The organism is Isoalcanivorax indicus, from assembly GCF_003259185.1.
Classification (GTDB): Bacteria; Pseudomonadota; Gammaproteobacteria; order Pseudomonadales; family Alcanivoracaceae; genus Isoalcanivorax; species Isoalcanivorax indicus.
The window spans coordinates 25,259-47,539 of record NZ_QGMP01000003.1; the positions used below are offsets into that span (position 1 = coordinate 25,259).

General features: G+C 63.6%; 11 protein-coding genes and 1 tRNA gene. 6 read left to right on the forward strand and 6 right to left on the reverse strand.

What is annotated here, in order from left to right; translation table 11 throughout:
• Positions 1-130 precede the first annotated feature (130 nt).
• A complete protein-coding gene (locus DKW65_RS13585) occupies positions 131-1,495 on the reverse strand; it encodes an SLC13 family permease (protein ID WP_111657972.1) in 1,365 nt (454 codons plus the stop codon).
• 96 nt (positions 1,496-1,591) lie between these two features.
• On the opposite strand from DKW65_RS13585, the gene DKW65_RS13590 reads away from it, so the two are divergent.
• The 3 genes from DKW65_RS13590 (at position 1,592) to DKW65_RS13600 (ending at position 12,596) form a co-directional block, all read left to right on the forward strand.
• The gene (locus tag DKW65_RS13590) at positions 1,592-2,095 is read left to right on the forward strand and encodes an ATP-dependent zinc protease family protein (protein ID WP_111657973.1); all 504 of its coding nucleotides are present in this window, start codon (positions 1,592-1,594) and stop codon (positions 2,093-2,095) included.
• A gap of 396 nt (positions 2,096-2,491) precedes the next feature.
• Complete coding sequence (locus DKW65_RS13595) at positions 2,492-6,763, forward strand: PKD domain-containing protein (RefSeq protein WP_111657974.1); 4,272 nt, start codon at positions 2,492-2,494, stop codon at positions 6,761-6,763.
• Positions 6,764-6,779: 16 nt separating this feature from the next.
• On the forward strand, positions 6,780-12,596 hold the full coding sequence (locus DKW65_RS13600) for a PKD domain-containing protein (protein ID WP_111657975.1): 5,817 nt from the start codon (positions 6,780-6,782) through the stop codon (positions 12,594-12,596).
• A gap of 326 nt (positions 12,597-12,922) precedes the next feature.
• Here DKW65_RS13600 and DKW65_RS13605 read toward each other — a convergent pair whose 3' ends face one another.
• Positions 12,923-13,153, reverse strand: coding sequence for a DUF2798 domain-containing protein (locus tag DKW65_RS13605; RefSeq protein ID WP_111657976.1), 231 nt, complete (start codon positions 13,151-13,153; stop codon positions 12,923-12,925).
• A gap of 152 nt (positions 13,154-13,305) precedes the next feature.
• Between DKW65_RS13605 and DKW65_RS13610 the strand changes: the two genes are divergently transcribed.
• The gene (locus DKW65_RS13610; protein WP_111658127.1) at positions 13,306-14,745 is read left to right on the forward strand and encodes an aminotransferase-like domain-containing protein; all 1,440 of its coding nucleotides are present in this window, start codon (positions 13,306-13,308) and stop codon (positions 14,743-14,745) included.
• A gap of 16 nt (positions 14,746-14,761) precedes the next feature.
• Here DKW65_RS13610 and DKW65_RS13615 read toward each other — a convergent pair whose 3' ends face one another.
• A complete protein-coding gene (locus DKW65_RS13615) occupies positions 14,762-16,945 on the reverse strand; it encodes a hypothetical protein (protein WP_111657977.1) in 2,184 nt (727 codons plus the stop codon).
• Between the two features lie 312 nt (positions 16,946-17,257).
• Between DKW65_RS13615 and DKW65_RS13620 the strand changes: the two genes are divergently transcribed.
• Entirely contained in the window at positions 17,258-19,615 is a 2,358-nt protein-coding gene (locus DKW65_RS13620; RefSeq protein WP_111657978.1) for a DUF6351 family protein, read from the forward strand.
• A 59-nt stretch (positions 19,616-19,674) separates the two neighbouring features.
• Here the strand turns inward: DKW65_RS13620 and DKW65_RS13625 are convergent, their stop codons facing one another.
• Positions 19,675-20,886, reverse strand: a complete 1,212-nt coding sequence (locus DKW65_RS13625) for an NAD(P)/FAD-dependent oxidoreductase (RefSeq protein WP_111658128.1) — start codon at positions 20,884-20,886, stop codon at positions 19,675-19,677.
• 438 nt (positions 20,887-21,324) lie between these two features.
• On the opposite strand from DKW65_RS13625, the gene DKW65_RS13630 reads away from it, so the two are divergent.
• Positions 21,325-21,744: a PRC-barrel domain-containing protein gene (locus DKW65_RS13630; RefSeq protein WP_111657979.1), complete on the forward strand. Its 420-nt coding sequence runs from the start codon at positions 21,325-21,327 to the stop codon at positions 21,742-21,744.
• A 98-nt stretch (positions 21,745-21,842) separates the two neighbouring features.
• On the opposite strand, the gene DKW65_RS13635 is transcribed toward DKW65_RS13630, so the two are convergent.
• Together DKW65_RS13635 and DKW65_RS13640 are read right to left on the reverse strand one after the other, a co-directional pair.
• Positions 21,843-21,918 (reverse strand) — tRNA-Phe (locus tag DKW65_RS13635).
• 53 nt (positions 21,919-21,971) lie between these two features.
• On the reverse strand, positions 21,972-22,244 hold the full coding sequence (locus DKW65_RS13640; RefSeq protein ID WP_111657980.1) for an oxidative damage protection protein: 273 nt from the start codon (positions 22,242-22,244) through the stop codon (positions 21,972-21,974).
• Between the last annotated feature and the right edge of the window lie 37 nt (positions 22,245-22,281).

Sequence of the window (22,281 nt, forward strand, 5' to 3'; positions counted from 1 at the left end):
TGCATCCGGGCACCGCGGGCGATGTTTTTATGGCGTGTGGACACCCTCCCCGGCGTCCTCCCCCGACACGGATTGTGCGTTGTCTCGGGGCGTCTCTACCGTGAACCGGGTCGCGAAAGTCGTAGGGGGATTAAGACGAAGCTATTAGTAGTGGTACCAGCGTACTGGCAAGCGTGCCCAGCAGCAGTGCGCACAACAGGTTCAGGCGCAGCCCGGCGCGGATCATGGCCTGCTGGGGCACCTCTCCGGTGCCATAGACGAGCGCATTGGGCGGTGTGGCTACTGGCAGCATGAACGCGCAGGACGCGCAGACGGCAATCAGGACCACGACACTGACGTCGCTGACACCCAGCGCGACGGCCACCGCCCCCAGCAGCGGCACCAGCAGGGCGGTGCTGGCCGTATTGCTGACCAGTTCGGTGAGCATCACCACGAACAGCGCAATCAGCACATGGAGCAGCCACCGCTGCCACCACAGGTCACCACCGGGCAGGATGCCTTGCAGCGCCCCGGCCATCATGTGACTGGTGCCGGAGCTGTCCATCAGGTTGCCCAGGGTGATGCCCCCGCCAAACAGCAGCAGTACCCCCCAATTGCTGCGCTGCTCGATGGTGCGCCAGTCCAGCGCGCCGGTGATGCCGAGCAGGACGATGGCCAGCAGGGCCACCCAGGCGTCGGTCTCACGGATGCCGGTCCAGGCGGCCAGGGGTTTGCCAAGTACCCATAGCAGCACCGTCACCGCGAATACGCCCAATGCCATCATGGCGGCCCGGGAGCGGGGGAACGGGGGTGCCGGTCCGATATCGAGGCGTGGCACGCCGGGTTCCGGTCGAGTGGCCCCGTAGAGCACCGCCAGCGCCAGGGGAAACAACAGCGCGAACGCCGGTAGCCCGACACGCAACCAGTCCATGAACTGCCAGCCGAGGGCGGCTGCGGCGATGGCATTCGGCGGGCTGCCGATCAGGGTGGCGATGCCGCCGATGTTGGCGCCCCAGGCCAGGCCCAGCAGCAGGAACAGGCGAAAGCGCGGGAAGTCGCTACCCAGCGGTGCCAGCAGCCCGAGCGCCACGGGCAGCATCATGGCGGCAGTGGCGGTATTGCTGATCCACATGGACAGCAGGGCGGTAATGCCGCTGAGCAGCAGGGCCGCAGGCAACGGCTTGCCCCGGGCCAGCCGCAGCAGCTGTGCCGCCAGCCAGCGATCAATGCCGTGATGACTGAGCGCCGCCGCCAGCGCAAAGCCGCCGAGAAAGAGGAAGATGATGGGGTGGGCAAAGCCCTGCAGTGCCTCCGGCAACGGGCTCAACCCCAGGGCGGCGGCCATGACGGGCACCAGCAGCGCGGTGACGGTCAGCGGCAGCGCCTCGGTCAGCCACAGGGTGGCGATCAGCACAAACAAGGCCAGCCCGGCCTGATGGTCGGGCGCCTCGGGCAGATGCCAGGCCGCCGCAGCGAGCACGGCCGCCAGCAGTAGCCGCAGGGGATGCGCCGACATGGCGGCCTCCGTTTTACAGTTGCTTGCAGAGTAAACGGAACCTCCTGTCAGGAAAAGCGACTTAAATCAATATCTTGAGCGACAGGAGCGTTTGCGATGCTGCGTCAGACCCGTCCCCTGGCCCTGAGCCTGGCCCTGCTTGGCGCCTCGGTGGTCCATGCCGAGGTGCCGGAGAGCGATATTCGTGACAAGGCGGTCTACGGCCATATCGAACAGGTACGCCTTGCCGACCTGCCAGATCTGGTGCCCGCCAGGCTGGATACCGGCGCCCAGCGCAGCTCGTTGAGCGCCCGGGATGTGGAAATCGTGGAACGCGATGAGACGTCCTATGTGCGGTTCACCTTTGTGGATGCCGAGGGCAAGCAGCATGAGATAGAACGCCCGCTGGTGGAGGAAACCCGTGTTCGTCAGGCGTCCGGCGAAGAAACGCGCTATGTGGTCAGCCTGCCGTTGTGCGTGGGTGACCGGCTGGCGGATGTCGAATTCACGCTGACGGATCGCAGCGGCATGCGGTATCCGATGCTGGTGGGGCGCAATTTCCTGTCCGAACATGCCCTGGTCAGTTCTGCGCACCGCAACACCCTGACACCGGCCTGTTGAGGGCTCGGGCAAACAAATTACAACGATGTTACGGGCGGTGTGGGATTGTTGCTGCACTGCAAGAACGTGACGCGCTTTCGTCAAATGTGTGCGCCGTGTCCCAATCGGGTCGCGGCCAGCATGTCCGGTGGCACCATCGTCCTAAACCCATGAAATTTCAGGTGCCTGCATCGTCGGCGTCGCGGGCGCGCGGGCCTGGCCCCGCTGTGGCCCCCTCGGCCTGGACGGCCCCGCGCCACGCTCCATTTCTGTAACCCTGTGTACATCCCGTGCGCCGCAGCGGCCCTGTGCCGTCGGCGGCTGATTGTCACGGCTTTTCTCCTGTCGCTATGTTCAGACATTCCAGCGCCGTTGCCGGTGCGGACATAACAATACCAATGCATCAGGAGAGCTGTGATGGAGGATTCCGGGTCCGTGATCCGGTGCCTGTTCGTGGGCATGCTGGCCTGTGCCGTGCTGATGGGGTGCGGGGGATCAAGCGATGTCGCGGGCGGCGCGCCAACACCCCGGGACCATGGCCTGACCGGTGTCTTTATCAATGCCCCGGTGGTGAACCTGAGCTATCGGGTCGGGGAAAGCGCAGGCCAGCGCACCAGCAGCCGGCCAGCGGGCGGTTACCGGTGTCTTCCGGGCGATACACTGCAGTGGCGCCTCGGCGCTGTGGTGCTCGGGCATTCCGCATGTCTGCCGGACCATACCTTTGTTGCTGACGTGACCTGCCCGGGTGAGGCGGCACCGTCTGACCGGTGCGCCATCAACCTGGCCACGTTTCTTCAGGCCCATGCACCGGATGGCGCCGAGCAGATTACCGTGAGTGATCAGGCGCATGGCGAGGCGCGGGGGTTTGCTGTTGATTTTCGACTGCCCCCGGCGGCCTTTGCCGCCCAGTTTGATGACGGGGCGGCGCAGGCCTATCTTGCCGCCCGCTTGCTCGACAGTGGCCGCAGCAGCCTGCCCGATGCCGCCGTCGCTTGTGAAAACCTGGGCGCCTCCATGGCGGCACGTGGTGCCGGTGCCCGGCGACCGGACTGCTCCCTGCCGGATCAACCTGTCGCCCCGCAGGCAGATGCCGGACCGGATCAATGGGTGAGCAGCGCCGAAAGCGTGGTACTGGATGGCAGCGCCAGCCGCGCTGCGGATGACACGCCGCTGACGTTTTCCTGGCAACAGGTCGGCGGCCCGGCGGTCGCGTTGCAGGATGCTGACCAGGCCATGGCGCACTTTGTGGCGCCGGAGGTGGTGCAGCCGACGGTGCTGGCATTTCGCCTCACCGTGACAGATGTGCGCGGCCTGGCGCGGGCGGCCATCACACAGGTGTACGTGGTGCCGATACCAGGTTGTGACGATCAACTGCTGTGCGCGGGCGCCGCGAGTGAGCGCATCACGCCGGCACAGCGGCACATCGACGGCATGGATGAACCGCGCGCGCTGGGCAGTCGGCATTTTCAACAGTTCAACCTGGGTGGCTTCGGTTTTGATGTCACGCAGAATGTCCCGGAGCCGTTCGGCAGTCTCGGGCAGTTGCTGACGGAAGCGGCGGCGGCGCGCCTGCATATCAATGCCCGTGGCCAGGAGGAACACACCTGGGTGCGCGCCATGCTGCTGTCTGAACGGCAAGTGGATGGCAGTGACCAGCAGGTGGTATTTCTGGTGATCGATGCCATCGGCGCCGGGAACGTGATTACCAACGCGCTCAAGCAGCAGGTTTCCGCAGCGACCGGTATTGCGCCGGACAATATCCTGTTTGGCCAGACGCATTCCCACGCCGGTGCCGATCTGCAAGGGCTTTGGGGCGGGGTGCCGCAGGACTGGATTGATACGGTGCTGTATCCGGCCGCAGTGCGGGCGGTAAAAACGGCACAGCGGACCCTGTGCCCGGCGCGCCTGCATGTGGGCCAGATTGCAGTGCCGGAGTTGAATAACTACCGGCGCCCACGGGTGGACGAGGCTGCACAGGCTGATCCCGCCATGACCCTGTTGCAGGCGCGCTGTGCAGCGGGCCCCCATGAGGGGGCAGTGCGCGCCAGCCTGTTGCAGTACAACGCGCATCCGGTGGGTATCGGCGCTGGCGAATCCCCGCGCGTGCCGCACGCTGATTATATTCTCGGTGCGGTGGAGCGGCTCGAAGACGAATTCGGTGGCGTGGCGCTGTATTTCAACGGCCCGATCGCAGACGCCTCCACAGCGGGCAGTGCAACAGGAAATGATGCCTACGAGCGCGTGCGCTCGCGTGGCGAACAGATGGCCCGGCGCGCACTGGACGCTCCCATGCGCGAGCTGGCGCCGACGCTGTCGGTGCGTCACCAGGAGGCGACACTGCCGGTGACCAACCCCCTGTTTGTCAGTGTCGGCGCCCTGGGTGCGTTCAACCGTTACTATGATTTCCTGACGCTGCCGCTCGGTGATATTCCGTTTCTTGGCGAGCAACTTGGCTTCCTGCCGCAGACCACGCCAACGGCCTCCACGGTGGTGTCGCGGGTGACCGTGGGCGGTGCCGAGTCAGGGCTCGAGATCGTGACCCTGCCCGGCGAGGCGACCAACACCTTTGGCCAGTATGTCCGTGCGCTGGCGCATCCCGATGTGGACATGATGCTGCTCGGTCTGACGCAGCAATCCTTCGGTTACATCATTCCGGAAGAGGAATTCAGCTATCTGGATCCGGCCGGCGGCTCCGGGTTCCTGTTGCCGTTTACCCAATACGAAGAGTATGTGTCGCTGGGCCCGCTGACGGCGCCGCTGTTGCGTTTGCAGGCCTATCACCCGCTGTTCGATGTTGATCCGTTATCGGCACAGAACCTGCCGCCCTGGCTGCTCGCCTGTTATGACGACCCGGCCGACAGCGAGTGCATTCTGACGCGTCTGGGGCAGCAACTGGATTTCATACAGGCCGGGCTGGTCAGCGCCTGTGAGGAGGCCGGACTGCCCGGCGAGTTCTGCGGCCTGCTGGACCCCCAGGGGGTGTTGCCCGGTGATGGCGGCGGGGCAGCGGCCGACGGGCCACTGCTGGCGGATGTCTGCCGTGGCTACGCGCGTGCCGAGCTGGAGCCTCTGTGTCAGGTGCTGGATGACGCCCAGACCACTCTGCAAGACCACTGCGGCCTGTTACCCGGCGGCCTGCTGTGCGGCCTGACCTCCGGCACGCTGAACACGCTCGTGCAGACCTGCGACGACGCCCTGCCGGACACCGGGCCCTTGCCACTATGCCAAACCGTGGACACGGTGATTCAGGGTGCGGCCTCCTTCTGTCGCCAGGTATCGACCCAGACCGGTGATGTGCTGGTCAATGAATTTTGCAGCCTGATCGGCGGCGAGCATATCAATGAGCGCGCCATCGCTGCCTTTGAACGCAGTTGGGCCGGTCAGGCCATGGCCCTGCAGAACCGGCTTGGTCTGGAGCTGCCCTGGGTGCATACGCAGATACTGGCGACGCACAACTCCTTCAATGCCACCACGGAAAACATGCCGCCAACCCTGTCCGGTTTTGATGCCAATCAGTTCTATGGCGTTGTCGATCAGTTGCGCATGGGCGTGCGCGGCCTGGAGCTGGATGTGCACTGGATGCCGCGTCTGCCGGGCATCGACGGCAGCCTGTTCGATAACGATCTGGGCGGTCTGGTGGAGGATCTTGTCGGGGGTGTGCTCGGCGGCCTGGTGGGCGGGCTTGTCGGCGGTATCGACCCGGCCGAACTGTTTTTCGAGCCGGTAGTGTGCCACGGCAATGTACAGCATTTCGGTTGCACCTATGAGCGTTCGCTGGAAAGTGAATTGCAGGGTGTGCGTCAGTGGCTCGATGCGCATCCGGATGAAGTGCTGATCATCGATCTGGAGGCCAATCTCAGTGAGCCGCTGGATGATGTGGCGCTATCCTTCCAGCGTGCTGCCGAGGTATTCGATCAGGTGCTCGGCGATCTGATCTATCAGCCAGCGGCGCATGGGGCGACCTGTGACGATGACGCGCCGGTGTCTGATCCGACCTCCTGGCTGAACGTATCGCGGGCGCAGATGCTGGCGGCCGGGCGGCCGCTGATGATCTACACCGGCACCTGCGCAGACGGCAACAGCGCCCTGTGGGCGGACCTGTTTCACCGCAAGCGTGGCAGCAATCATGTGCAGTCTGCGCGGCAGGACTTTACCGATTACCGGTTTCCCGCCTGTGATTTCGATCGCCACACCCATCGCAGTCGCTGGACCCGTTTCTATGAGGACGGCACCCTGGTTGGCGCCATCACTGGCAGTAGCGGCCTGCGTGTGATGGAGGCGGTGCCGGAGATGCTGCGCTGCGGCGTCAACATGCCGTCCCCGGATTTTCTGCTGCCGGATCAGGTATCGCGTTTCGTCTGGAGCTGGGCAGAGCATGCGCCGGGGGATGACCTCGCATCTGCCTGTGCCTACCTGGATACCGACGGCCGCTTCGGGGCCAGCCGCTGCGACGAGCTCCGGCCCCATGCCTGTGTCGCGGACCAGAACCCCGAAGACTGGCGTATCAGCGCTGCGCCTGCGTCCTGGCAGGCGGCATCGTGCCCCGCCGGCTATCACTTTGCCGTGCCTGGCAATGCCTACTTCAACGAACAACTCAAGACAGCGCGCGATGCCGCCGGCGTCGTCGAGGTGTGGCTCAACTATCGGCGCCGCGACGACACCCCCGGGCGCTGGATAACGAATAACTAGAACTGGAGAAACGGCAATGATCCTTTCAGGTCGCCTGGTGGCGTTGTTGATGCTGGTGTATCTGGTATCCGCCTGCGGCGGGTCGAGTTCCGCCCGGGCACCGGATGGCGGGCAGACGCCACCGGATATCGAACTGCTGACCGGCGTGTTCATCAATGCGCCGGTGATCGGGCTGGGTTACCGACAGGGTGAGGCACAACAGCCCGCGCTGACGGCTGAGATGCCTGCAGGGCAATACCAGTGTGACGCTGCCGAGCCGGTGCACTGGCAACTCGGTGCCTTGCCGCTGGGGGTGTCCGATTGCCGTGCGGGCGATACCTCGCCCGTTGACCTGGTGTGCGCAGGTGAAGGTGAAGGGGGAGAAGAGGCCAGCCTGTGTGCGGTGAACATGGCGCGCTTCCTGCAGCTACACGGAGCCGATGACGCCGACACGCTGCGCATCAGCGAACAGGCGCGTAACGATGCCCAGGGGCTGGTGCTGGATTTCACCCTGACGCCGGACGCGTTCGCGGCGCAATTCGAGCAGGGCGGCAACCAGGCGTATCTGGCGGCCCGCAACGCGGAGTTTGATCGTCACGGCCTGCCCTCGGCATTCGAGGCCTGCCAGCGTCTGGTGCAGGGCATGCTGCAACGCCATCGTTTTGATGGCCTGCCGGATTGTGCGCCGTTGGCCCCGGCGGTCGGACCGCAGGCGGATGCCGGGCCGGACCAGACGGCGCTGGCGGGTGACACCGTGGTTCTGGATGGCCAGGCCAGTGCGGCGGGCGATGCCGCGCTGGTGTCGATAGCCTGGGTACAGCGTGCGGGCGCAGAGCTGGAGATCGACAACAGCGACGCGTTGCAAGCCAGCGTGAATCTGCCGCTGGAGGCGTCGGCCGGTGACGTGTTCGTGTTTGAATTGACCCTGGTTGATGAGGCGGGCCTGACCGACAGCGCCGAGACACGGGTCACGGTGGTGGCGGCGCCCAACATGCCGCCGGTGGCCGATGCCGGGCCGGACCAGACGGTGACCGGCGGGGAACCGGTGACGCTGGACGGCACTGACAGCGCCGACCCGGATGGCGACATCGTGGCCTTTGCCTGGACGCAACAAAGCGGCCCGGCGGTGATGCTCGACAATGCCGACACGGCTCAGGCGAGTTTTGACGCGCCGCTGGTGGCAGAGACCACGGCCCTGCGTTTCCGTCTGACAGTGACCGACAATGCCGGCGCCCAGGCCAGCGACAGCGTGACCGTCACGGTGTTGCCCCGCATGGACCCGCCGCCCCCGGAGCCTGAACCCGATGCGGGCAGCCCGGCGTTGCTGGTGCCGGTAACCCGGCAACAGTGTGATGACACCGTGGGTGGTTTTGGCGACCCCGGTGAACAGTTCTGTGAGGGGCTTTTCACCCTGCCGAATATGGCCCACAACGAATGCGTGCAGCTCGGGCGGCCGCTGTTCGGCGGTCCCGCAGACCTGTTGTGTGACAGCCTGTTTTCCAAGCCGATGCCGCCTGCGGGGGCACTGGCCCCGCCGGCCTCCTGCGCGGACGGCGAGGCCCTGGAGGGTGGCCGCAGCTACCCGGTATATATCGCCTCCGATAGCGGCGAAACCATCGCCTTCCAGGTGCTGGAGCCCCTTGGCGGTATCGATTGTGATGCAGGCCATGCCCTGGTGCTGCACGGGCATGGCTTCGGCGGTTCCCGTTCGCGCAGTGGCTTCAATGATTACCGCGAGGCCGGTTTCACCGTCATTTCCATCGACGCCCGCGGCTTTGGCGAAAGCAGCGGTACGGTCCGCGTTATGGACCCGGATTTCGAAGGCCGTGACCTGATCCGTATTCTTGACTGGGCCGAGGATCACCTCGATTACCTGCTCAAGCGCGACAAGCCGGGACTGCCGCCGGAGCTGAACCCGAATCTGGTGGTGGGCGCCATGGGCGGGTCCTACGGGGGCGGCTACCAGATGCTGCTGCACGGCCTTGACCCCAAGCAGCGGCTCGACGCGCTGGTGCCGGATATCACCTGGTATGACCTGCGCTACAGCCTGAATCCCGGCAATGTGATCAAGACCGGCTGGGATCTGTTCCTGGTGCTCGGTGGTGAAGCGGGTTCGCAAAGCAATCGCAACGGCGGGCTGGACCCGGTGATCCGCGAAACCCTGGTGCGCGGGCTGGCCCTGAACCGTTTCCCGCAGGAAAGCCTGGATTTCTTTTATTACAACAGCCCGGCCTACCGCTGTAACGGCGAAGAAATTCCCGAGCGTGGTCTCGACCCGACCGGGCTGTTGCTCGGATTGATCCATCCGCGCGACTACAGCGAACCGCCGACCGCCTACCCCGCCGCCGATGTGCTGATCACCCAGGGCATGCGCGACACCCTGTTCAATTTCAATGAAGCCTGGCGCAATTTTGAATGCCTGCGCGAACGCGGCGGCGACGTGCGCCTGCTGACACACCAGAGCGGCCACATACTGCCCCTGGAATTCCCCGATGACGTTCAGCCCGGCAACGTCTTGCCGCCGCCGCTGGGTAATCTGCTGCAACTGCCCGGCTTCCAGGGCGCAGGTGGTGGTTTTGCCTGCGGTGATATTTCCGTGTCGCGCGCCACCCGTGACTGGTTGCGCCATACCCTGCAGGGCGAACCGCTGCCTGGCTATTTCGACGGCACCGACGAGAACATCTGTCTGTCGCTGGCGGATGGCGCCTCGGTGCTGGTGCCCATGGACAGTTTTCTGGCGCCCGCCCCCGATGCCCTGCTGGAGGGCGGCACCAGCCGCGTAGTGGCCAGCGCCGCGCCAGTGCCCTCCGGCGTGACGGCGGTGGCGACCCTGACCACCACGCCGGAAATACTGCCGCTTGGCCGTGCCGGGCCAGAAGGCGCGATTCTGGGCGGCATTCCCACCGCGCTGCTGACGGTATCGGATCTGCTCGGCCGCGACAGTTGCGCGGTGGATATTCCCCTGCTCAGCGCCGGGTGTGATCCGGCCATCTTCATTGGTCTGGGGCGCCGTTCCGTGGGGGATCTGCGCTGGCGCCTGATCGACGACCAGATAAAGCCTGTGCGAGGCCTCAAGCGGGAGTCGGTGGTGCAACTGGTGGGTATCGCCGAGCAACTGGCCCCGGGCGATGAACTGGCACTGCTGGTCTACGGTTTCCATCTGCAGTATCCGGCCAGCTGGTCGCGGGACGCACTGGTGCCCTTCGTCAATGTGGCGGGCACGGTGCAAGTGCCCTTGCTGGCGGGCAGCCTGACCGACCCGGGCGGCACCCCGCCGCCGCCGGTGAATCTGGTGCCCGAAGTCACCGAGGTGTGTGGCATTCTCGGATTGCCCTTGCTGCGTCCCATCTGCCAGCAGGTGGACAATCTGGTGGATACCCTTCTGGAGCAGTGCGCTGGCCCCCTGGACCCGGCCTGCGGTCTGGTGGATGACCTGCTGGAGACCGTCAACGGCCTGGTGACCGGTATCGGCCTCACCGGCCCGGCGGATCTGTCGCTGCTGGTGACAGGCGCTGATGCGTTGCTGCGCGGCTGTGATGTGTTGGACCCGGAACATTGTCTGTACCCGTTCCCGTCCAATCATTTCACCGCCACCGTGCCCGCCGGCACGCCCACCTTTGCCACGGGCAGACGTGTGGCCATGAACCCGCTGGCGATGCCGCGCAACCTGGTGGGCAAACCGATTGACCCCACCGACTGGAACCGCAACGACGGCTTCTCGCCCGGTCAGTTGATCACGACCTTCGTGCCGGATCTGGATCTGGAGCAGACCTACCAGGCACCGCTGGATCAGTTGGGCATCGCCGATCCGCGCCGCTCGCTGACCGAAGAAGCCTTCGCCAACGGCTGGGGGCGGCCACCGGTGCTGGTGCTTGAAGTGGTGGACGAAGAACAGCTCGACACCCGTGAGCATCTGGTCTGGGTGGAGCAGGATGTAAACGCCGAATTGTTCCTGCCGATCAGCGAACTGTTCGGTGATGACATCGACCGGGTGGGCGATGCCCGCTCGGCGGTGTTGATCCGGCCCGCGAAAAACTTCACGCCCGGTCGCCGTTACGTGGTCGTGATGCGTGATTTGCGCAACGCGCAGGGTCAGAGCATCGCGCCTTCAGCCGGTTTCCAGGTATGCCGTGACCAGCTCGGCTCGTCGCTGCCCACGGTGCAGGGACGTTGTGCCGCGCTGGAGCAGGACGTCTTCCCGGTGCTGGAAGCTGCGGGCATTCATCGCGACAGCAGTCTCTATCTGGCCTGGGACTTTACCGTCGCCAGCACCGAGAACATTACCGGGCGGCTGGTGCACATGCGCGACGACGCGTTTGCCAGCCTGTCCCGCTCGGGCGATCACGACTGCCTGCGTCACGACGACGCTACGGCGGTGGACTGCGCCGTGCCGCGCTTTACTGTGGACACCGTGGACCTGGAGGCCGACAACGGCCGAATCGTGAAGATTGACGGCAGCCTGCTGATTCCGAGTTATCTGCTGCCCGCCGACACGTCACCGCTGGCCCGTCCGGAAGTGCGCCGTTTGCTGTCGCTGTTCCAGCAGTCGCCGCTGCCCTCGCCGTTCGACAACGAGGTTTACGACATCATCGAATCGGCCAGCCTGTTGCCACCGAACCGGCTCCACTATTCACCCGTGGACGGCCTGGTGCCGCCGTCGCCGACCACGCTGGATCTGCAGCGTTACGGCGATGGCCTGCCGGATCGCCTGGCCGGTGTTGGCGACATGTCGGCGCGCTATACCTGCGAGATTCCGCGCGCGGCCTTCGACGGCCAGGCACCGCCCGCCCGGGCCGCGCTGTACGGGCACGGCCTGTTGCAGGGTCGCGTGGCACTGACCTACGACCACCCGGGTGGTCGCTCCGAACTGGCGCGCAACTACAACACCATGTTCTGTTCCCTGGACTGGTTCGGCTTTGCCCAGGGCGACCTGCCCAACATCCTGCTGACCCTGCTGGATCTGTCCAATTTCGGCATCGTGCCGGATGCGTCCCAGCAGGGCATGCTCAACTGGATGTTCCTGGCCCGCGTTATGTTGCATCCGGACGGGTTTGCCAGTCACCCGGCATTCCGTCAGGGCGGAAGCCCGCAGGCTGGCGCCGCCTTCGAGCGCAGCGACGTGTTCTATTACGGCAACAGTCAGGGCGGCATCCTGCCCGGCCCGGTGCAGGCGGTATCGCCGGACATCAATCGTGGCGTTTACGGCGTGCCGGGCATGAACTACTCGCTGCTGTTGCGCCGCAGCAAGGATTTCACCCTCTATTCGATTCCGCTGTATCTGGCCTACCCGGACGAGCTGGATCGCAATCTGGCATTCGCGTTGATCCAGATGCTCTGGGATCGAGGTGAGAACTCCGGTTTTGCCGCGTACCTGACCGAGCGCGACAAGGCGGTGGATGGCACGCAACCAAACCTGTCGGGGACGGACAACTATGTGCTGCTGCATACCGCCTTTGCGGATCAGGAAGTCACGCACTGGAGCGTGGATATGATGGCGCGCACCATGGGGGCGCCGGTGGATGATCGCGACACGCTGCGTTATCCCGGCCTGAATCCGGATATTGCGCCTTACTACGATATTCCGCGTTTGCAGTTCGATGCGCAGGGTCGTGCGTCGGGGTCGGCCAATATCGTCTGGGTGCAACCGGGTGTGCTGTCGCCGCCGCTGGCCAATATTCCGCCGACAGAAGGCCCCAACCCGCACGGCTACCCGCGCGGTCATGGTGGTGCGAATTGCCAGATCCACCACTTCCTGCAACGCGAGGGCTTTATCGCCGACGTGCTGGATTACAGCGCGCAGCGGGACACTCAGGTGCAGCGCTGCCTGAACGATTTCGGCGTCGGGGAGCCTTGATCACCTGCTGCGGCGGCTCGTCGGTCGCCGCAGCTGTTCTGGCTCCGTAGCACCGAGGCCTCAGTTCAGTGCCAACGACACGAACGCGACTTCGTAGCTTGTCGCCAGAACCAGACTTTCGGTTGGCTGGGAGTGGTTAACCGGGCTGCGCGTGATGGCCCTCGGGGGGCGGGTAAAGGGTTTCTGGACCTTCGAGAGGCATGGATGCCGAACGAGAGCCCCCAGGGACGGGTTTACGGCGTGTCCAGAAACCCTTTACCCGCCCCCCGAGGGCCACAACCCCCACACCCAAAAGCATGGTCCCAAGCCCTCAGCCACCAACCCCGTCAGGGACGAATCAGCCGATCAGTCAGACGATGCGCCAACGGCGCGATGATGCTGATCAGGGGAAAGGCCACCACCCAGGCCACAACCCAGGCGCGCAGCCAGCGCCAGACGAAGCCCGCGTCCATGCCGGTATTGATGAAAGTGATGACACCGGACATCAGCAGCGACATGAACGCCGACATGATCAGCGCGAACAGCAGCGGGCGAAAGCGGGCGGGGAAGATGGGCATGGGTCGGGTTTCCAGAGTGATGGGGCGTGATATGGCACCATGTTACAAAAAAGGGTTGGCCCCCCGCAGCGGTTGCGGCATGGTTTCAGGGCGGTCGGCAGGCCGCGCAGCAACCATGATAACAACAAGCCGTGTCCGGGCTGGAGAGCAAAGTGGCCGAGGAACGCTTCCTTTACGAGCGGATCAGCCAGCGCCTGCTGGAGCAGATCCGCGCTGGCAATTACGCTGTGGGCGAACGTCTGCCCTCGGTGCGGCGCATGAGCGCGCTTTTCGGTGTCAGCGTCAATACGGTGATGCAGTGTTACCGGCAGCTTGAGCTGGAGGGTTATCTGGAGATACGCCCCCAGTCCGGGGTCTTCGTGCGCCCCATGGACACCGACGTCGTGGCGCCGCCGGACGAGGCGCGCTACCCGCTGCTGCCGGTGGAGGTATCACTCAGCGAGCAGGTGCTGGAATACATGGCCCTGCATGCCCGGCCGGAGGTCGTGCGCCTGGGCATTGCCCTGCCAGGGCCGGAGGTGCTGCCACTGGGGCGGGTCATGCAGGTGATGCGCGACGTGACCCGGCATCATCCCATTGAGGCCTGGGATTATATTCACCCCAATGTGAACAGCCCGCTCACGCACCAGCTTGCGCGCCGCAGCCTGGGTTATGACCAGCCGTTTGCGGCCGAGGATATCATCGTCACCAATGGCTGTATGGAGGCGCTGACGCTGGCCCTGCGCAGCGTCAGCAAGCCGGGCGATGCGGTGGCGGTGGAATCGCCCACCTATTACGGCACCCTGTTGTTGCTGGAAGCCCATCAGCGCCGGGTCGTCGAGGTGCCGGCCCACCCGCGTGATGGCATCAGCCTGTCGGCGCTGGAAGAAGTGTTTGCCCGGCGTCGTGTGTCAGCCTGCATGGTCGCCACCAACGCACAGAACCCGCTTGGCTTCACCATGTCCGCCGCGCGCAAGCAGGCGCTGGTGGCGTTGTCGGCGCGCTATCAGATTCCGTTGATCGAGAACGATATCTGGGGCGATACGGTGTATGCCTCGGCCCAGGCCCTGCCGGCCAAGGCCTGGGACCGCGAGGGCCTGGTGATCTACTGCAATTCCTTCTCCAAGACGCTGATGCCGGGTATGCGCCTGGGCTGGACGGTGGGCGGGCGTTTTCACCGGCGCCTGCTGGAGCTGAAACAGCTCAGTACCATTACCTCACCATCGCTGTCGCAGCTGGCCATGGGGCGGTTGCTGGAAAGTGGCTTTCATGCGCGTCATCTACGGGCGCTGCGCGAGGCGCTGTATCGGCAGGCGGTGCAGATGCAGTCGCTGGTGCTGGCGGCTTTTCCTGCCGGGACCCGTGTCACGCTGCCTTCCGGCGGCTGCGTGCTGTGGGTGAAGTTGCCCGACGGGGTCGACAGTCACGAACTGTTCGCCATGGCGGCCCAGGCCGATATCCATGTTTTTCCTGGCGGTGTCTTCTCCGCCACCGGGGAGTATCGGGGTTATCTGCGCATCAATGCGGGTAATCCGGTGACGGATGTCATCCGTCATGCGGTGCAGCAACTCGGTGACATGGTGGCGCAGCAGATGGCGGCAAGGTCACATTGACCTTGCCGCCATGGGGTCAGCGGTCCAGGCCGGTGTGATCGAAGCTGCGGCAGATGTCGTCGCCGCAGACGTCAATCACTTCGCTGTCGCGCTGCATGAAGGCGCTTTTCTGTGCCTGGGCAGCGGCTGTGCGACGCGGGCTTTCATGGGGGTCATTGCCGTACCCCGTCTCCCTGGTGGGGCCGGTGTTGTTGGTCGGTGGCAGGGCATTGCCGCGTTCCGTTTCCGGATTCCAGGCGCCCGAGTCCCAGATCATCAAGGCATGGCCCTGATGCGGATACTGGATGTCGTCGATGGCGAAATAGGGATTGCTGTCGGTGTGATCGCCCAGTCGCCGTGTCGGTTCATGAACGGGGGCGCCGATGGTACGGGCGATGATTTCCGCGCTCCAGTGCGTCACCAGATGATCGCCCAGGGCGGCATGCAGCAGCACGCGTTTGTCCGTATCGGTATTCGGCAGATGACGCCCTGCCAGATGGCTCAGGTAGCCGTTATTCTCCGCCCGGTCCCAGAGCATCTGCATCAGGGCAAACACGAGACTCTGGTCCAGGGTGTCGGGATAGGCGCCGTACAGAATAAAGCCGAAACGTTCTTCGAACGGGCCGAAGCGTTGCAGCAGCAGGCTGTAGTTGGCTCCCGGCACACCCAGCACACCGCGATGAATGTCCGGTGCCGTCGCCACCAGTGCGCCGCCCATGATGCCGCCCTGGCTGTTGCCATCGAAGAACACCTCGTCATGGTCGGTCACGAAGACCACCTCACCTTCGTGGCTGAATGCCGGGTGCGAAGCAAAACCATCCGGGTGAGTCAGCAGGCGCGCCAGGTACATGAAGTTCAACAGGCCCTGCTGGCTGCGGTCGTTCATCATGGGCAGATTGCTGATGTCGGCGAGCACGAGCGGTACCACGCCGGCATCCACATCAAAACGTGACATGCCGATCCAGTCGGTGGCGCAGTACATGATGTTGTGGTCATGCGACATGACGCGAACGGCATCGCTGCGGAATTCGCCGCCGGGACCTTCACCAAATAATCCGTGACCGTACAGCGCCGCCCGCGCCGGGTTGACGGGCGCACTGTCGTCATCAAAATCTGCGACCGTGGCTTCGGGGATCTGGCAACGGAAACGGGCCTGAACCACGTCATCGTTGTTGCGCACCTGGGGCAGGGCGTCGGCGTCGTTATCGCCATCGCTCGCATAATTGAAACGGCCGCCGGGCACACCGCCGGGGGTGGTGAGATAGTTGGGCACGTCAAACGTGCCGCTGATGCCGCGACTGAGCAGTGCGCGTTCCTGGCCGTCGATCTCCTTGCCAACGGTGGTGACGTTGAAAACCGGCGCCTGGTCGCCGAGACGCGCAAAGGCATCGTCACGAATATGCAGCAATCGACCGGTCAGGTTCTGCTGGCTGGCGATGGTGAAATCCCAGGCCAGCGTCAGCGAATCGCGTGCCACGCCATGCTGTGCCAGGCGGCTGAAGATATCATCCATAGCCGGGCGGCGTTGCTCATAGATGTCCTGGCCGGTGCGCAAATTGTCGCGATAGGCCCGAAACAGGGCCGGTGCCTCCAGCAGTTCACCCTGATCATCGCGCAGCTGCCGCAGGGCAACGATGTAGCGTCGGCCTTCGATGAAATTCGTCGCCGGACGAATCATCAGCGATTGCCGCTGCGGGTCGGTCGCCGTGGCGTCCAGTTCCGCCCAGATCAGATGGCGTTCCAGCGTTTCGGCGTCAATAACCAGAACAGGAGCATCGGTTTCCAGTGACGCTTCAATATCACCGAGGGTGACGGCGCCGGTCTGCTCCAGGTCCACCCCGGGGAAATGCGCCAGCAGCATCGCGCCTGGCGAAAAGCCGTCGTTGCGATTCCACTCGGCGGGGTCCATCGCTGCGGCTTCGGTGGGCAGGCCGGGCACGCCTGAAGGTTGTGCCACCGGCAGCGCTTCGGTCTGAAGATGAATACGCAATCCCGTGACACTGTTGTCGTCCGCCTGTGTGTAGTGGTTGCTCGGGAATGGGTAGAGACAGTGACTGCTGATCAGTTGATCGCAGTAGGCCGCCTGGGCCGGGTCCAGATGCGATAAATCAATTTGTGGACCACGGGGCGAGGATGACGATGAGCCGCCACAACCGGACAGTATGAGGCCGGCCATGGCGAGGCTGGTGGTTGCCAGCCGGCGAGTGCAGCGCTTGGGCATGGTACTTCTCCGCATCAGCCATTCGCCGGGATACGGCGTGGCCGGTTTGTTGTTGATGTGCTGGTGATCTTGTCCTGTGCCAGTCTAGGCGCGGCGCTGTGAGCACCAACAGAGACAGATTCCGGCGAATGAGTGAAACAGTTGCGGTGTACATCTGTTTCCCGGAAAGGTGAGAGTGTTCCCTTTGGTAACTCTTTTCCGGTGCGCGTAACACTGTTTGATTGGTTTAACCGCAACTGTACCTTTCGCTGGCCTCGGGGCTTTCCTAACGTGTAGTGGTCTTGCGAGATAACAACAATCGAGGAGTGGACCATGAAACGATATGCAGCCGGCGGCGTGCTGGCCGCCATGAGTATGGCAATGTTGGTGGGTTGTGGCGGCAGTTCGGGATCGTCGCGTGACATCGCGCCTTCCGTGACGCTGGATATCATTTCCAGTGCGCCGGATCAGGTCAGCGGTGGCGATGTGCGCATCGGCCTGCATGGCGATGACGCCGTGTTGTCGGCGCTGACATTGCGACTCAATGGTGAGTCAACCACGATGCAGGTGCTGGTGCCGGGCGACGGCATGCTCGAAGGCCTGGTCGAGGGTCTTGCTCCTGGCGACAACCAGCTGGAGGTGGTGCATCCGCAATTCGGTGTGCTCGCGGACCAGACGCTGGTGAATCACCCCATCACCGGGCCAATGTTTTCCGGGCCACAGCAGTATCCGTTTGTCTGCATGACGGTGCATGAGCTGGGCATTCAGCCGCTGGTGGACGATGGCGCTACCGAAGGCTTCCCGGTCCTGGACGACGAAGACAACGTGATCGGTTACAGCCGTGACTGTTCTATCGAGCCTTATGTCGAATACTGGTACCGCACTACCGGCAACAGCTATGCGCTCTTGCCTCTGGACGGTTCGCGTCCTGCGAATCTGGCGATGACGACGCTGATGGATGGTCGGGAAGTCGACTTCATCGTGCGTTGGGAGCGTGGCACCATCAATCGCTTTATCTACAGCTACGCCATGCTGGCGACGCTGGATGAAGCCAATGAAAATCCCGGCGCGCTGGACACGGATCTGTGGAATGGCCGTCTGCTCTATCGTTTCCAGGGCGGCGTGGGGATTGGTCATAGCCAGGGCCGGGTGGATCGCGATCGGCGTGCGCTGCATCCGGAAGTGCTGGGGCTGGGCTATGCCATCGCCTACTCCACCGGCAATCGCACCGGCGAACATTACAATCTGGAACTGGGCGCAGAAACCGCACTGATGGTGAAGGAGCACTTCATCAAGCGCTATGGCGCGCCGCTGTATACGGTGGGGTTGGGGGCTTCCGGCGGCGGTATCCAGCAATACATGTATGCGCAGAATGCACCGGGCCTGATTGATGCTGGCGTGCCGGTGCAGGCCTATACGGACATGGTGACGCAGACCATTCATATCGGCGATTGTGAACTGCTGGAACATTATATGGATGTGACCGATGCCGATAATGAAAAATGGCATACCACGGCGCACCGCTCCTGGCTGGTCGGCCTGCACGCCACGGACAATGTGCCCGACCCCATGGCAGCGGCCAAACAGATGCTCAATGATATGGCCGGCACGAATTACGGTATCGCGCCCGGCTCCACCGAATGCATCGAGTCCTGGCGTGGCCTGACGCCGCTGGCGCTGAACCCGCATTTTGGCAGCGTGCGCGAGCAACAGAAGATGCAGCCTTCTTCTATCATGGACAATGTTCACTGGACCCATACTGATGACCTGGTGAATATCTATGGCCGCGATGACACCGGGCATGCCCGCTCGCTGTTCGATAATGTGGGTGTGCAGTATGGTTTGCAGGCGTTGCTGGATGGGCATATCACCGGCGAGGAATTTCTTGATCTGAATGCGAAAGTGGGCGGCTGGAAACATCCCTCTGAAATGGTGCAGGAAGGCTTCCCCTTCATTGGCAGCATCGGGGACGTGCAGTCGAATCCGTCCCACTTTGACCCGTGGAGTCGTCGCAATATGAACCTGAGCGCCGGCGATACCCCCGCGCCGCGAACGGAAGGCGACATACTGGCCATGAATGCGGCCTACGAGTCGGGCATGGTGTTCCAGGGGCACGCGGATATTCCGTTGATCGACTGGCGCCCTTATCTGGAAGAGGTGCTGGATATGCACAATGTGCATCAGTCCTTTGCCCTCCGGCAGCGCATGCTCGATGCCGTCGGGCATCACGACAATCAGGTGATCTGGTTTACCGATGCGCGCGGTGTGGAAAACAATGCCTTTGACCAGACGCCGATGGCGCTGGCCGTCATCGATGAATGGATGACCAATATCCGTGAAAACCCTGAGCTGTCGGTGGCCGAGAACAAACCCGCTGCGGCAGTAGACAGCTGCTTCGACAATCACGGCCAACTGATCGCCGCCGACGAGACGGTCTGGAACGGTATTCTGGACGGCGAGGCGGAAGGCGCCTGCACGGCCACCTTCCCGATCTACACCACCTCGCGTATCGTCGCCGGCGCGCCGATCCAGGGCGACTTCTTCAAGTGTGCCCTGAAGCCGGTGCAAACCGCGCTGGCGGATGGCACCTACGGAGACTGGGCGCCGAGCGCGGAAGAGATCACTCGCCTGGAGGCCATCTTCCCCGATGGCGTCTGTGATTACAGCCAGCTGGATGTCGGGCGGCCCTGAGCCCGGGGCGGCCTGATCCTGCTGACCCGATGGGCGCCTCGCCCGTCGGGTCTTTAGTCTCAGTCCAGCCTGCTAAAGGAAAACAACGCCGTCAGTGGGTGCGCGCGATGCTCGATCTGTGCTCGCAGCAGTCCGGCACCCAGCATGCTGTAGGTGATGCCGTTACCGCCATAAGCCAGCGCAAACAGCACGCGTGGACCCTGTTCCGGATGGGGGCCGAACAACGGCAGGCCGTCGCGCGTTTCGGCAAAGGTGCCTGCCCAGGCAAATGCGGCCTGTGCCTTGAGATGAGGGAACAGCCGGGAGACCTTGCGCTGCAGTGTCGCGGCCTTGCGATCGACGGAGCGGTCCCGGCGCGCCGGGATGTCATGGTCGTCGTCCTCACCGCCTGCCAGCAACCTGCCATCGCCCGTGCTGCGCAGGTACAGGTAGGGGCGGGCGGACTCCCACAGCAATGTGTTGGCCAGCCAGCCCAGCTCGACCGGATCAATGGGGTCAGTGATGTAGGCGTAGCTGCTGAGATTTCTGGCGACACGCTGACGCAACCAGCGTTGCGATTCGTAGCCACTGGCCATCACGGCGTATTGGGCCTTGACCAGCATGCCGTTGTCGGTGGTCAGCTGAACTGAATGGGCGGTCGCCTTGATCGAGGCGACCTGCGTGCGATCGAACACGCGCGCGCCCTGTTTCTGCATCCTGTGCAGCAGGCGTGAAGCGAGGCGGTACGGGTCTACCCGGGCGGCTACCGTGCTGAGGATCGCGGCGGGTGCCTTCAATTGATATTCGTCCTTGAGCGTCCCCCGATTCAGCCAGCGTACCGGAAAGCCGTGTTTCTGCCGCCAGGCAAATTCGTCCTCCAGGTCGGTGCGATCCTTGCGACGGCTGGCGTAGTACAGGCTGTCGCAGGTATCGAAGTCGACATCGCCGATCGCGTTGGCGATCTCCCCAATGCTGCTGATGGCCTCCAGGCTGGATTGATACGCCAGCAGCGCGGTGTCCTGGTCGTAGCGCCTGACGAGATCAGTCGCATGGGTGTCGTTTTCATACTGCAACAAGGCGGTACTGGCGGACGTGCTGCCCCAACAGACATCGCGCTGATCGAGTACGACGACATCATGGCCGTGGCCAGCCAGTTCGTCAGCGATCAGCGCGCCGGTAATGCCCGCACCGACTACTGCGACATCGCAGCGTATGTCGGCGTCAAGCGGAGGGAAGGCATGCATGAGGCCATTCTTGACGGCCCAGAACGGATACCCGCTTTTCAAGTCCACCGACGGCTCCTGATGCATCATGTCATGGATTACCTGACAGCATCACGCTGGGGTGCGCATCGCGTCAGTGCGTTGTCACACGGATCACAGGTAACCAGTGTGCGTTATCGAACAGACCGCTCCGGGCAAGCGATGCGTTCGTCGCCGCCAAGGTCCACGACAGCGCCATGGCACCACCGGCAGGGGAAACGACACAGCCAGGCTCCAGCGCGCTGACCAACCGGAGGTGCCGCGCCACTTCTCCCGCGACATCGGGCTACAAGGGGCCATAAGTAAAATCATGCGTGTTTTGCCGCGAAAGCGGTGCAGTGTGTTCGTTGGCGTACGGAGGATCTGTTGGCTTGTGCGCAATATGAAATGGATTTCCCGCGAACCCGGGAACTGAACCAAAGACCCGAGAGGGTCCGGCAGACCGCCGTGTAACTGAGGAGTTTGATTATGAAAAAGTTAACGACAGTGATCCTGTCCGCTGCCATTGTGCCGCTGTTCGCGCTGGGCTCGGCCGCCATTGCACAGGACCGCGACAGCACGCAGAGAAATGCTGACCGTCAGTCTGGCGAGCAGTTCATGACCCGTACACCGGCCGGGGCGCTTTATGCCGATGACGTGATCGGCGCCGACGTGAAGAACCGCGCATCGGGCGATGACATCGGTGACGTGAAGGATCTGGTTATCGGCAAGGATGGCCGTATCGTCGGGGTAGTGGTCTCTACGGGCACCACTCTGGGCCTTGGCGGACGCAAGGTCAGTCTGAACTGGAATCAGCTTCAGCACGCCAAGGAAGACGGCGACCTGGTCTTCTACGTCGAGCTCAGTGAGGAAGCACTGAAGAATGCGCCGGAGCACAAGCGCAACTGATCTGATTCGGGCAACCGATCAGGCATAAAAAAAGGGGGCACATTAGCTTGTGCCCCCTTTTCTGTATGCCGCGCCTGCAGGTCAGGCCAGCATGAATATGGTGCCCGGAGGCGGAATCGAACCACCGACACGAGGATTTTCAATCCTCTGCTCTACCAACTGAGCTATCCGGGCAAAAGAGGGCGCTATTAAAGCGATTCGCCCCGGCCCCGTCAAGGCCGGTCTGATCAGTCTGAGGGCGGCACGTACCCCTCGGCACGGTCGAACGGCTGGTTGTCCAGAAAACGTTCACGCTGGGCATCGAGATAGGTTTTCGTGGCCGGGTCCATCACGTTCAGGTGCTTCTCGTTGATCAGCATGGTCTGCTGGGCCAGCCACTCCTGCCAGGCTTTCTTCGAAACCTGCTCATAGATCGCCTGCCCGGCCGGGCCGGGAAAGGGCGGGCGCTCCAGGCCTTCCAGTGTTTCCTGATACTTTCGGCAGATGACAGTGCGGCTCATGTTCGTGGCGGCTCCTGTGGTCGTGGGTGGCCGGATC